Origin of the sequence: Flavobacterium sp. NKUCC04_CG, assembly GCF_019345525.1 — a bacterium.
Lineage (GTDB): Bacteria > Bacteroidota > Bacteroidia > Flavobacteriales > Flavobacteriaceae > Flavobacterium.
This window is the reverse complement of the sequence record NZ_JAHKRA010000006.1, coordinates 48125-59899: the sequence shown is the minus strand read 5'-3', so window position 1 is coordinate 59899 and position 11775 is coordinate 48125. Positions and strand designations below refer to the sequence as shown.

Genomic DNA, 11775 nt, shown 5'->3' with positions numbered 1-11775 from the left:
GAGTGAGGAGCAATGTTTTCTGTTGCTAAAGACTTTTTTTTTAATTTTAGCCTTGCTGATCAAAGTGCGTGATGTTATATTGCTTTATATGTTTTACTTTTGATTTGTTGAAAATTTAAGAAATAGTTAACGTATGAGGCTAGTGAAAATTGCATTCTGGATTTTGTGGAAAATATGGTTTTATCTTTTGATGACGGTGGTGATCATAATCATGTCTCCCTTACTAATTTTAACTATTTCTAGCGATCGAACATATCCGTACTTCTTTATTTTAGCGCGTTTTTGGGCTAGAATTGTTTTTTTTGGTATGGGTTTTCGTTATCAAGTCGAATGGCAACAAAAACCAGAAAAAGGGAAGAGTTATATGTTAATCGCCAATCACACATCGATGATGGATATTATGCTGATGTTGATTTTGATTAAAGACAATCCCTTTGTTTTTGTCGGTAAACAAGAATTGGCAAAATTACCTATTTTTGGATTCTTTTATAAAAGAACCTGTATTCTGGTTGATCGCGGAAATTCCCAAAGTAGAATGCAAGCTATAAAAAGTGCAGAGGATAAGATAAAATTGGGACGCAGCATTTGTATTTTTCCTGAAGGGGGAGTGTCTGATGATAAATCCGTGGTCTTAGATGAGTTTAAAGATGGTGCATTTCGCTTGGCGATAGAACATCAAATAGAAATTGTTCCTATGTCTTTCGGCGGATTAAAACGTTATTTTCCTTTTGAATTTTTTGCAGGTTATCCCGGGACGGTCCCCGTGGTGGTTCATCCGTTTATAGTAACTAAAGGTAAGACTCTTGCCGATAGAAAAGAAGTGAAACAGCAAGCTAGAGAAATGATGTTAAAGCAATTGTTGCTTTTTAAATAATAGAAAAATAAGCTACGAAAAAAGGGCCGTCTTTTTTAGACAGCCCTGATATTTATTGAATTGTTAACCCAGATTTCCTAGACTAATCTTCTTTGCTTTTGATTAATTCTTTGATTTTAATCTCTAATTCATCCATCAATTCTGGATTGTCTTTGATTACGCCTTTAACCGCATCGCGACCTTGACCCAATTTGGTGTCGCCATAGCTAAACCAAGAACCACTTTTCTTAACGATTTCAAATTCTACAGCCAAGTCCAATACTTCACCGACTTTAGAAATTCCTTCACCATACATAATGTCGAATTCTGCTGTACGGAAAGGTGGTGCTACTTTGTTTTTCACAACCTTTACTTTGGTGCGGTTACCCATTACTAAATCGCCATCTTTAATCTGAGTCGATTTACGGATGTCTAAACGAACAGAAGCATAGAATTTTAATGCATTACCTCCCGTTGTTGTTTCTGGATTACCAAACATAACCCCAATTTTTTCACGCAACTGGTTGATGAAAAATACCGTACAGTTCGTTTTACTAATTGTTCCAGTAAGTTTTCTTAAGGCTTGTGACATCAAACGGGCATGAAGACCCATTTTGGAATCGCCCATTTCACCTTCAATTTCGCTTTTTGGAGTTAATGCTGCAACAGAGTCAATTACCACTAAGTCAATAGCTCCAGAGCGAATTAAATTTTCTGCAATTTCAAGTGCTTGTTCTCCATTGTCTGGTTGAGAGATGATTAAATTGTCGATATCAACACCCAATTTCTGTGCGTAAAAACGGTCAAAGGCATGCTCTGCATCAATAAATGCAGCAATACCTCCTGTTTTCTGAGCTTCGGCGATTGCATGTAAAGTAAGTGTGGTTTTACCAGAAGATTCCGGGCCGTAAATCTCGATGATTCTTCCGCGCGGATATCCATTTACTCCCAAGGCTAAATCCAATCCTAACGAACCTGAAGAAATTGCTTCTACCTCGACTACTGCACGGTCGCCCAATTTCATCACCGTTCCCTTACCGTAGGTTTTGTCTAATTTATCTAATGTAAGCTGTAAAGCTTTTAATTTGGCTTCTTTATCTGCACTCATCTTTCATAAAATTTGAAATGTAAAAGTACAGCTTTTTTTTGAGTTACAAAGGAGTTGCTTGCCCATTAGAATTTATAATAATAGCGATAAAATCCCTCCTTATAGCGTAAAATCAGTGTTTACTGCTGTGTTTCATCATAAAATGATAATTATCATTTTATAGGATTTTTAAAAAAGGGTATCTTTGTCGCTTCATTCTTCCAATTAGAATGATTTTTCATATTGTTTATTTACCAACTTAAAAGTTAATAGCATGCAACTGTATAACACTTTAAGCGCGGAAGAAAGAGCTTTGCTCATCGAGCAAGCCGGGCAAAACCGTTTGACCCTATCTTTTTATGCTTACGCAAAAATCGAAAACCCACAACAATTTAGAGACGACCTTTTCTTAGCTTGGAGCCACTTAAATGCTTTGGGAAGAATCTACGTTGCCCAAGAGGGAATCAATGCACAAATGTCTGTTCCTGCCGAAGGATTTGAAGCACTGAGAGCAACCTTAGAGGCTTATGATTTTATGAAGGGCATTCGTTTAAATGTCGCAGTAGAACAAGACGATATGTCTTTCCTTAAGCTAACGGTAAAGGTTAGAAGTAAAATCGTTGCAGACGGATTAAAAGACAGCAGTTTTGATGCAACAGATATCGGTATACATTTAAAAGCCAAAGAATTTAATGAGATGTTGAGCGATCCCAATACGGTGGTTATCGACATGAGAAATCATTATGAAAGTGAGATAGGGCATTTTGAAGGAGCCATAACTCCTGATGTAGATACCTTTAGAGAGTCACTACCTATTATTGAGGCGCAACTTGCCGAACACAAAGAGGATAAGAATCTATTGATGTATTGCACGGGTGGAATACGTTGTGAAAAGGCCAGTGCATTCTTTAAGCACAAAGGCTTCCAAAATGTATATCAGTTGGAAGGTGGTATTATAGAATACACCCGCCAAATAAAAGAGGAAGGCTTAAAAAGTAAATTTATCGGAAAGAATTTTGTGTTTGATCACCGTTTAGGCGAGCGAATTACCGATGATATTATTGCAAATTGTCACCAATGTGGACAGCCTTGCGATACTCACGTGAATTGTGCCAACGAAGCTTGTCATTTGTTGTTTATTCAGTGTGATGATTGTGCAGAGAAAATGCACCACTGTTGTTCCGATGAATGTGTCGCCGTAATTCAATTGCCGGAGGAGGAACAACGTGCCATGCGTCGTGGTGTTCAAAAGGGGAATTTGATTTTCAAAAAAGGGAAGTCAGACGCCTTAAAATTTAAGAATGAACGCAACGTTTTTGATGAGATTGTTCCTGTCAAAGTAAGCGCTGTTACGAAAATCAGAAAAAAACGCATTGAGAAAAAGAAATTGATAGGTAGAGTAGAGCACTATTTTACCAAAGCGGGTGTCGGACAATTCTCGATTGAAAATGAAGCAATAGCACTAGGTGATATTCTTGTTGTTGTTGGACCGACTACGGGAGAACAGCGATTGGACGACTTACAGCAAATGATGGTTAATGGAGTTGTAGTTCAACAAGCTCAAGTTGGTGATAAAATGACCTTGAGTTTGGATTTTAGAGTGCGAAAATCTGATTTATTATATAAAATACAAGCATAAAAGATGACGGTTTCGGGAAAGGTGGAGTTGATGGCTCCTGCAGGTAATTTTGAATCTTTACAAGCAGCGTTAGATAACGGTGCGGATTCGGTTTATTTTGGTGTAGATCAATTGAACATGCGCGCGCGTTCAACGGTTAATTTTTCAGTGGATGACTTGCCCGAAATTGCAAGGCGTTGTGCTGAGAAAAAAGTCAGAACCTACCTGACTCTAAATACCATCATCTACGACCATGATTTGTCGGTGGTAAAAACCCTATTGAACAAGGCGAAAGAGGCGGGTTTAACCGCTGTAATTGCTTCAGATCAAGCGGTAATCGCTTCGGCAAGAGCTATTGATTTTGAAGTTCATATTTCGACACAACAAAACGTTACTAATATCGAAACCGTAAAGTTTTACAGCCTTTTCGCGGATACCATAGTTTTGTCGAGAGAGTTGAGTTTGCGCCAAGTAAAAAGCATAACTGCGCAGATTGAAAAAGAAGGTATAAAAGGACCATCGGGCAATTTAGTGGAGATTGAAATTTTTGGACATGGTGCCTTGTGTATGGCGGTTTCTGGCAAGTGTTATCTGAGTTTACATTCCCATAATTCTTCAGCCAATCGCGGGGCCTGTAAGCAAAATTGTCGCAAGAAGTACACCGTGATTGATCAGGATTCGGGTTTAGAGATTGAGATTGATAACGAATACATGATGTCGCCCAAAGATTTGTGTACCTTAGACTTCTTGGATCAAGTGATTGATTCGGGTATTAAGGTGTTAAAATTAGAGGGGCGTGGACGTGCTCCAGAATATGTTGCTACCGTTGTCAAAACATATAGAGAGGCAATTGATGCACAGGCAGCGGGAACATTTACAACTGACAAAGTAAATCAATGGATGAAAGATCTGGAAACGGTCTATAATCGCGGTTTTTGGAGTGGCTATTATTTGGGTCAGAAATTAGGAGAATGGAGTGATAATTCCGGATCCAATGCCACTCAGAAAAAGGTATATGTTGGAAAGGCAACTCATTTTTTCCAAAAGGCTGCTATTGGTGAATTTAAAATTGAGGCTTACGATATTAAAAAAGGGGATCGTATATTGATTACGGGACCTACAACTGGGGTAGAAGAATTGACAATTGAAGAAATGTATGTCAATGAGCAGCTGGCAACTAAAGCGCTTAGGGGTGATGACTGTACCATTAAGTTGCCCTTTAGAGTACGAATGGCCGATAAGCTTTATAAAATCGTAGAAAATTAATGATTATCATTACTTTGCAACGCGAAAAATGCATCGGTTGTAACTATTGTGTGGAGGTAGCTCCGGGGCAATTTCAGATGTCAAAGAAAGACGGTAAAACCGTATTGCTGAAAGCGCAAGACAATAAGGGTTTTCATACGGTAAAAACTGTGGACTACACCATTTTGGAAGGTTGTGAGCAAGCAGAGAAAATATGTCCTGTTCACATCATTAAAGTCAAAAATATTTAATAATACTCAAGCCTTGTTTGTTAGGATAAAATCCGAATCGTCACACCCATTTTTACTCGGGAGTTTCTGGTGTAAAATTTAATGGGAGTTTAAAAGGCTTGAGAATATACTAGAAAAGATTATGAAAAAAATATACCATTTAAAAACCTGTGATACCTGTAGGAAAATTCTAAACCAAATTCCGGATTTAGACCAATTTGAGTTGCAGGATATTAAATCAAATCCAATTACAGCATCGCAATTGGAGGAGATGAAAAACTTATCGGGTAGTTATGAGTCTCTTTTTAGTAAAAGAGCGAAATTATACAAGGAAAGAGGTTTAAAAGACACAAAATTAACGGAGCAGGATTATAAAAATCTAATTTTAGAGCATTATACCTTTCTGAGTAGACCGGTTGCTATTGTTGAAGGGCGCATTTTTATTGGGAATTCTTCGAAAACAGTAGGGGAGTTAATTTCATGTAAAAAAGTTAATAGAGTGTAATAATAGATAATTTTAGTTTTGTAAATTTAACAGAATCTTAAATTTTAATTTATGAAAAGTTATTTTGCAGAATTTTTCGGAACCTTCTGGTTGGTTTTCGGTGGATGTGGTAGTGCCTTGTTTGCAGCTGGTGTTCCAGGTGTAGGCATAGGTTATTTAGGGGTGGCTCTCGCATTTGGATTGACAGTATTAACCATGGCTTATGCAGTAGGTCATATTTCGGGAGGACATTTTAATCCAGCAGTATCTTTTGGATTGTATGCCGGAGGTCGATTTCCAGGCAAAGAATTAGCACCTTACATCGTCTCACAAGTATTGGGAGGTGTGGCTGCAGCTAGCGTTTTATATTGTATATATACCGGTAATGCTGCTAATGGAATTGATGCTAGCTCGGCAGGAGCGTTTGCTGCCAATGGATACGGTTCCCTTTCTCCTCAGGGTTATGGCATGAATGCCGCCTTTATCGCGGAGTTTGTACTCACGGCATTTTTTTTGATTGTAATTTTAGGTGCAACTGATAAATATGCCAACGGTCGATTTGCGGGAATAGCAATAGGTTTAGCCTTGACTTTGATTCATTTGATTTCTATTCCCATTACCAATACTTCGGTAAATCCAGCACGTGCTACTTCTCAAGCTGTTTTTGTGGGAGGAGCGTATATTTCTCAATTATGGCTGTTTTGGATAGCTCCAATTGCTGGGGCTGTTGTGGGAGGCTTGATATATAAATTCTTGTTGCAAAAAGACGCTAAGCAAGACTAAAATAAAAAAACCTAATCTTAAATCGATTAGGTTTTTTTATTTTAAACTCGAAAGGGTTTCGAATCTTTTGCTATTAGAGCAGAAATATTATAAATAACTGAAACTGAATTTAGCTAGATACTTTTTTAGTACCTTTGTAGCTATTATTATTTTGAATATGATACATTCCATGACTGGATTTGGGAAAGCAAGTATGCAATTGCCAACCAAAAAGATTACTGTAGAGGTGAAATCGTTAAACAGTAAGGGTTTAGACCTAAACGTACGACTTCCTTTGACATATAGAGAGAAAGAATTGCCTTTGAGAAATCAGATAGCACATGAATTAGAGCGCGGAAAAGTTGATTTTTCTTTGTACGTAGAAGTTACAGCGGAGGAAACATCAAACAAGATAAACGCTCCAATTGTGATGGCTTATATCAATCAAATGAAAGCTATTCTACCTGAGGCCGATGAGACTGAGTTGATGAAAATGGCTGTGAGAATGCCCGATTCATTAAAGGTAGAACGTGTTGAACTTGATGAGAACGAGTGGATTGAAATTCAAAAAGTTATTATACAAGCTTTGGCGAATATTAAATCTTTTAGAAATAGCGAGGGGAATACACTGGAAACGGATTTCAGATTGCGTATAGCTAATATTCGCAACAGTATGGAGTTGGCAGCAGCTTTAGATGGACAGCGAATTCAGACGGTGAAGGATCGTTTAAAAAATAATTTGGCAGAACTTCAAGTTAACGTCGACGAAAACCGATTTGAACAGGAATTGATTTACTATCTTGAAAAAATGGATATCACCGAAGAGCAAGTTCGTTTGACGAATCATTTGGATTACTTTATCGAAACCTTATCCGGTTCTGAGGCAAATGGGCGTAAATTAGGCTTTATCGCTCAGGAAATGGGACGTGAAATCAACACCATGGGATCTAAATCCAACCATTCAGAAATGCAAAAACTAGTGGTTTTGATGAAAGATGAATTGGAAAAAATAAAAGAGCAAGTACTCAACGTTTTATAATAGTCACGCATAACGAATTTTTATGAAAAAAGGCAAACTCATCGTATTTTCAGCACCTTCTGGATCGGGAAAAACCACTATTGTAAAGTATTTGCTTCAACAAGAAGATCTTAATTTAGCCTTTTCTATTTCGGCTACTTCGAGAGAACCACGCGGTACGGAAATCGACGGAACAGATTATTATTTTATGTCGTTGCACGATTTCAAACAGCACATCAAAGCCGAAGATTTTTTAGAATGGGAAGAAGTATATCGCGATAATTTTTACGGAACTTTAAAAAGTGAAGTGGAGCGAATCTGGAGTCTTGGAAAAAATGTAATCTTTGATATTGACGTGGCCGGCGGCTTGCGTATTAAAAGCAAATTTCCAGAAGAAACTTTGGCGGTTTTCGTAAAACCACCGAGTATAGACGAATTAAAAATTCGATTGAAAAAACGCTCTACTGAAAGTGATGACAAAATCAATATGAGAATTGCTAAAGCTTCGGTTGAATTAGCTACAGCGCCTCAGTTTGATACGATTATTAAAAACTATGATTTGGAAGTAGCTCAAAAAGAAGCCTACGAATTAGTCAAAGAATTTATTAAACAAAATTAATTTAGCATGAAGATTGGATTGTATTTCGGTACTTTTAATCCCATCCATGTTGGGCATCTTATCATTGCCAATCACTTGGCTCAATACAGTGATTTAGATGAAATATGGATGGTGGTAACTCCTCATAATCCGCTCAAGAAAAAGAGCGGCTTGTTAGAAGACTATCACCGTCTTCAAATGGTTCATTTGGCTACACGAGATTATCCGAGAATCCGCCCTTCGGATATCGAATTTAATCTGCCACAACCCAATTATACAGTCAACACCTTAGCGTATCTGCAAGAAAAATTTCCCAAAAATCAGTTTGCGCTTATCATGGGTGAAGACAATCTGAAATCCCTTACTAAGTGGAAAAACTACGATTTAATTGTGGAACACTATCCGATTTATGTATATCCGAGAATTTCTGATGAGGTATCGGATTTACCACATACAACCGATATTTCTAACATAAAGTTGGTCGAGGCTCCTATTATCGAAATCTCTTCGACGGCAATTCGACAGGGTATTATGGATCATAAAGACGTACGCCCCTTATTGGATGGTGAAGTCTGGAAGTATATTAATCACAACCTATTTTACAAGAAATAATACATCGAATAAGCTAAATACACCCTGTGTAAATTCGCTAGAGTTGCCTTGTGTTTTGTACATTGGAGTACTGCAGTCAGCTTGGCTAAACTACCTGTCCGATTTCTATTATTTAAGTTTTCCTAGAGCTCTGTTTATAAAACACTAAATCTACGGATTTGATACGCTTGAAATTGGTGTTTGCAGCTAAAAAACAAAAAGCGTTCGAATCCAGACGAACGCTTTTATACCAAAATAAAAAACACTAGACAACTGTTTTAAAAGCAGTTTTTTAAGATTGCTTTTCTATTAATTCGTCCAACTGCTTATGATAACGGCACTAATTGTAGTAGAATTGTGTTTGGCAATATTAAGTTAGTGTTAAAGTTTTTCATCTTGTCAGTTTGTGTAGAAACTTCCACTTATCCTATTTGCTTAGATTTAATGGATTGTTTTGATTAATAACATTGATAATTCTAATATTTATTTTTAAAATATTGAGTTTTTAATTGAAAAATTTACTATATTTAGAATGATGTTTATTTAATTATTTTAATACTTGTGAATAGTTAATTGTTTGAAATTAGTTTTTTAACTACTTTTGGTGGTTGAACAATATGTGTTATATGAAGGAAAGTCCAAAGTTTGCAGTTATAGGAGGAGGAAGCTGGGCCACGGCCATTGCCAAAATGCTTTGCGAAAATCTATCTGAAATTGCTTGGTATATGCGAAGTGAAGCAGCGGTAGAAGCACTAAAAGTTAATAAACACAATCCAAATTATTTAAGTGCTGTTGAATTTGATACCGACCAATTGCGGTTAACGAACGACATCAATGAGGCAGTTGCTTATGCGGACTATATTATTTTCGCTATTCCGTCAGCCTTTTTAAATGCGGAACTTCAAAATTTAAAGGAAAGTTTGGACGATAAGGTGATTTTTTCAGCAATTAAAGGAATCATACCAGAGACCAGTCTGATTGTTGGTGAGCATTTCCATCAAGTTTACAATATTCCTTATGAAAATATAGGTGTTTTAACGGGACCATGCCATGCTGAAGAGGTAGCCTTGGAGCGCCTGTCTTATTTGACAATCGCTTGTTCAAATACGGAAAATGCAGAAATACTGGCAGCTTGTCTAAGCAGCCATTATATTAAAGTAAAAATATCCGACGATATTATCGGTACGGAATATGCGGCCATGCTTAAAAACATCTATGCCATTGCTTGTGGAATGGCGCACGGATTGGGATATGGAGATAATTTTCAAGCCCTATTGATGAGTAATGCTATCCGCGAGATGAAAAAGTTTATTCAGAAAGTACATAAGATGAAAAGGAATATAAACGATTCCGCCTATTTAGGTGACTTGTTGGTTACAGGCTATTCGCTTTTCTCGCGTAATAGAATGTTCGGAAATATGATTGGTAAAGGATATACCGTGAAATCTGCGCAAATGGAAATGAACATGATTGCAGAGGGGTATTATGCTGCCAAAAGTGCTTTTGAACTCAACAAAAGATACGGTGCAAAAACGCCAATTATCGATGCGGTTTACGATATTTTATACGAAGGAAAAGACCCGAAAAAAGTATTTAAAAAATTAACCGATAAATTGGATTAATTTTTAAAATACGGCATCATAAGGTCAAATCATACGTTTAAAAAAGCAACGCATTGAATTTCAATGCGTTGCTTTTTTGTTTTCATTGCATTTGTTGTTTTTTTAACTTTGTAAGTTGTTGATTTTAAATAAATTATAAGCTTTCTCTTGGGCTAGTTTTTAAGAATTATTTTTGCCGAGTAAAATAAAAATTAAATTATGGATCATCTGATTAATCATCCGGGAATTTTAGCCGTATTCGGTATTGCCGTATTTATTATGTTATTATTGGATTTGGGAATTTTCAATAAAAAAAGCCATGAAGTTTCTACTAAGGAAGCCTTGACCTGGTCTATTGTTTGGATTTCATTGTCTATGGTATTTAGTGGAGTCATCTACTTCTATATGGATTTTGAAAACTTTGCTCGTTTTCAATCGGCCTATTGGATTGAAAAGGCACTTTCCGTTGACAATCTATTTGTGTTTATCTTAGTATTTACCTTCTTTAAGGTTCCAAAACATTTACACCATAGGGTATTGTTTTGGGGAATTATAGGCGCATTAGTATTTAGAGCGATATTCATCTTCGCCGGTGTGGAAATGATTAATCATACCTATTTGCCAGATATGGAACTGTTTGGACAAACGGTACGAATTAATGCTGTCTTGACTATTTTTGGTGTTTTCTTATTGTATTCGGGAATTAAATCCTGGTTTAGTAAAGAAGAAAATGATGCTAATGCCGATTTATCTAAAAACCCTGCCGTTAGACTGGTTCACAAATTTTTTAAAGTAAGTGAGAACTACGATGGTGATAAATTCTTTACCGTTCAAAACGGTGTAAAAATGGCAACACCGCTATTTGTTGCATTAGTGGTTATTGAATTTACCGATTTGCTTTTTGCAGTAGATAGTATTCCGGCCATTTTCGCTATTGCGCCAGATGACCCGTTTATCTTATATACTTCCAATATTTTTGCGATTTTAGGATTGAGATCACTTTATTTCCTATTGGCGAATTTTATGGATAGTTTTAGCAAACTAAAATATGGATTGGCAATCATCTTGGCCTTTATAGGTGTGAAAATGATTATATCTCCATTTTACCATATGGAGTCTTGGATATCACTTACTGTAATCGGAAGTGTATTAACCCTATCTATTGTATTGTCGCTGTTGTTTCCACCAAAGCACGAGCAATAAAAAAAATATATTTTAAATATAATGCCCCTAAATCCTTTTTGGTTTTAGGGGCATTTTTTATTGAGATAAAATTCCTTGATGTTTGTTGTTGTCCAAATCAATCACGTTGTCAACGCTAATCGTATTTGCGGGGAAAATATAGTTTTTGTCAAATAGGGTGCCCTCTGAAAAGAAAGTGACCATAAAGCGATTGTCAAGTTGAAAAATATTCTCGTCTAATAGCTCTACTTTTATCGATGCGCCTGCTTCTAACCTAGGAAAGGCATGTCTAAATAGGGTGCTTTTTCTCAACTCCGCGTCAATCATTCCTTCTGCTTGAGAGATGATCATAATGGCTTCTAAAGGCAATTCGCTCTTATTGATTATATAGGCATACCAAGCATGGCTGGCAAACTCCTCATTCCATTCATATACGGCAGCCATAAAAACATCTTTGACTACTGGAATAATAATATCTTTTTTCATGCAGATTGTGTTTTGTGTTT

General features: G+C 36.7%; 13 protein-coding genes. 11 read left to right on the top strand and 2 right to left on the bottom strand.

The features are described 5' to 3' along the window. The first annotated feature begins 133 nt into the window (after positions 1 to 133). Positions 134 to 874: a 1-acyl-sn-glycerol-3-phosphate acyltransferase gene (locus KO524_RS06425; RefSeq protein WP_219291980.1), complete on the top strand. Its 741-nt coding sequence runs from the start codon at positions 134 to 136 to the stop codon at positions 872 to 874. An 82-nt stretch (positions 875 to 956) separates the two neighbouring features. On the opposite strand, the gene recA is transcribed toward KO524_RS06425, so the two are convergent. Beyond that, a complete protein-coding gene (gene recA, locus KO524_RS06420) occupies positions 957 to 1961 on the bottom strand; it encodes a recombinase RecA (RefSeq protein ID WP_219291977.1) in 1005 nt (334 codons plus the stop codon). 253 nt (positions 1962 to 2214) lie between these two features. Here recA and KO524_RS06415 point away from each other — a divergent pair, with 253 nt between their 5' ends. The 10 genes from KO524_RS06415 (at position 2215) to KO524_RS06370 (ending at position 11290) form a co-directional block, all read left to right on the top strand. After that, positions 2215 to 3579, top strand: a complete 1365-nt coding sequence (locus KO524_RS06415) for a rhodanese-related sulfurtransferase (protein ID WP_219291974.1) — start codon at positions 2215 to 2217, stop codon at positions 3577 to 3579. 3 nt (positions 3580 to 3582) lie between these two features. Next, complete coding sequence (locus KO524_RS06410) at positions 3583 to 4824, top strand: peptidase U32 family protein (protein ID WP_219291971.1); 1242 nt, start codon at positions 3583 to 3585, stop codon at positions 4822 to 4824. Further along, positions 4824 to 5054, top strand: coding sequence for a ferredoxin (locus tag KO524_RS06405; protein WP_219291967.1), 231 nt, complete (start codon positions 4824 to 4826; stop codon positions 5052 to 5054). Before KO524_RS06410 ends, KO524_RS06405 begins: the two co-directional genes overlap by 1 nt. A gap of 121 nt (positions 5055 to 5175) precedes the next feature. Beyond that, positions 5176 to 5538, top strand: coding sequence for an arsenate reductase family protein (locus KO524_RS06400; protein ID WP_219291964.1), 363 nt, complete (start codon positions 5176 to 5178; stop codon positions 5536 to 5538). A 51-nt stretch (positions 5539 to 5589) separates the two neighbouring features. Further along, positions 5590 to 6300, top strand: coding sequence for an aquaporin Z (gene aqpZ / locus KO524_RS06395; RefSeq protein ID WP_219291959.1), 711 nt, complete (start codon positions 5590 to 5592; stop codon positions 6298 to 6300). Between the two features lie 169 nt (positions 6301 to 6469). Beyond that, the gene (locus KO524_RS06390) at positions 6470 to 7318 is read left to right on the top strand and encodes a YicC/YloC family endoribonuclease (RefSeq protein ID WP_219292293.1); all 849 of its coding nucleotides are present in this window, start codon (positions 6470 to 6472) and stop codon (positions 7316 to 7318) included. Positions 7319 to 7340: 22 nt separating this feature from the next. Next, entirely contained in the window at positions 7341 to 7916 is a 576-nt protein-coding gene (gene gmk, locus KO524_RS06385; RefSeq protein ID WP_219291956.1) for a guanylate kinase, read from the top strand. 6 nt (positions 7917 to 7922) lie between these two features. Next, positions 7923 to 8507, top strand: a complete 585-nt coding sequence (gene nadD, locus KO524_RS06380) for a nicotinate (nicotinamide) nucleotide adenylyltransferase (protein ID WP_219291953.1) — start codon at positions 7923 to 7925, stop codon at positions 8505 to 8507. Between the two features lie 605 nt (positions 8508 to 9112). Further along, complete coding sequence (locus tag KO524_RS06375) at positions 9113 to 10108, top strand: NAD(P)H-dependent glycerol-3-phosphate dehydrogenase (RefSeq protein WP_219291950.1); 996 nt, start codon at positions 9113 to 9115, stop codon at positions 10106 to 10108. A gap of 198 nt (positions 10109 to 10306) precedes the next feature. Further along, positions 10307 to 11290: a TerC family protein gene (locus KO524_RS06370; RefSeq protein WP_219291947.1), complete on the top strand. Its 984-nt coding sequence runs from the start codon at positions 10307 to 10309 to the stop codon at positions 11288 to 11290. A gap of 57 nt (positions 11291 to 11347) precedes the next feature. On the opposite strand, the gene KO524_RS06365 is transcribed toward KO524_RS06370, so the two are convergent. Next, complete coding sequence (locus KO524_RS06365) at positions 11348 to 11755, bottom strand: hypothetical protein (RefSeq protein WP_219291944.1); 408 nt, start codon at positions 11753 to 11755, stop codon at positions 11348 to 11350. Positions 11756 to 11775: the final 20 nt, after the last annotated feature.

Coding starts and splice junctions, on each gene's coding strand:
- KO524_RS06410 (WP_219291971.1), top strand. CDS start 3,583: ATGACGGTTTCGGGAAAGGTGGAGTTGATGGCTCCTGCAGGTAATTTT.
- KO524_RS06390 (WP_219292293.1), top strand. CDS start 6,470: ATGACTGGATTTGGGAAAGCAAGTATGCAATTGCCAACCAAAAAGATT.
- nadD (WP_219291953.1), top strand. CDS start 7,923: ATGAAGATTGGATTGTATTTCGGTACTTTTAATCCCATCCATGTTGGG.
- KO524_RS06415 (WP_219291974.1), top strand. CDS start 2,215: ATGCAACTGTATAACACTTTAAGCGCGGAAGAAAGAGCTTTGCTCATC.
- KO524_RS06370 (WP_219291947.1), top strand. CDS start 10,307: ATGGATCATCTGATTAATCATCCGGGAATTTTAGCCGTATTCGGTATT.
- KO524_RS06405 (WP_219291967.1), top strand. CDS start 4,824: ATGATTATCATTACTTTGCAACGCGAAAAATGCATCGGTTGTAACTAT.
- aqpZ (WP_219291959.1), top strand. CDS start 5,590: ATGAAAAGTTATTTTGCAGAATTTTTCGGAACCTTCTGGTTGGTTTTC.
- gmk (WP_219291956.1), top strand. CDS start 7,341: ATGAAAAAAGGCAAACTCATCGTATTTTCAGCACCTTCTGGATCGGGA.
- KO524_RS06425 (WP_219291980.1), top strand. CDS start 134: ATGAGGCTAGTGAAAATTGCATTCTGGATTTTGTGGAAAATATGGTTT.
- KO524_RS06365 (WP_219291944.1), bottom strand. CDS start 11,755: ATGAAAAAAGATATTATTATTCCAGTAGTCAAAGATGTTTTTATGGCT.
- KO524_RS06400 (WP_219291964.1), top strand. CDS start 5,176: ATGAAAAAAATATACCATTTAAAAACCTGTGATACCTGTAGGAAAATT.
- recA (WP_219291977.1), bottom strand. CDS start 1,961: ATGAGTGCAGATAAAGAAGCCAAATTAAAAGCTTTACAGCTTACATTA.
- KO524_RS06375 (WP_219291950.1), top strand. CDS start 9,113: ATGAAGGAAAGTCCAAAGTTTGCAGTTATAGGAGGAGGAAGCTGGGCC.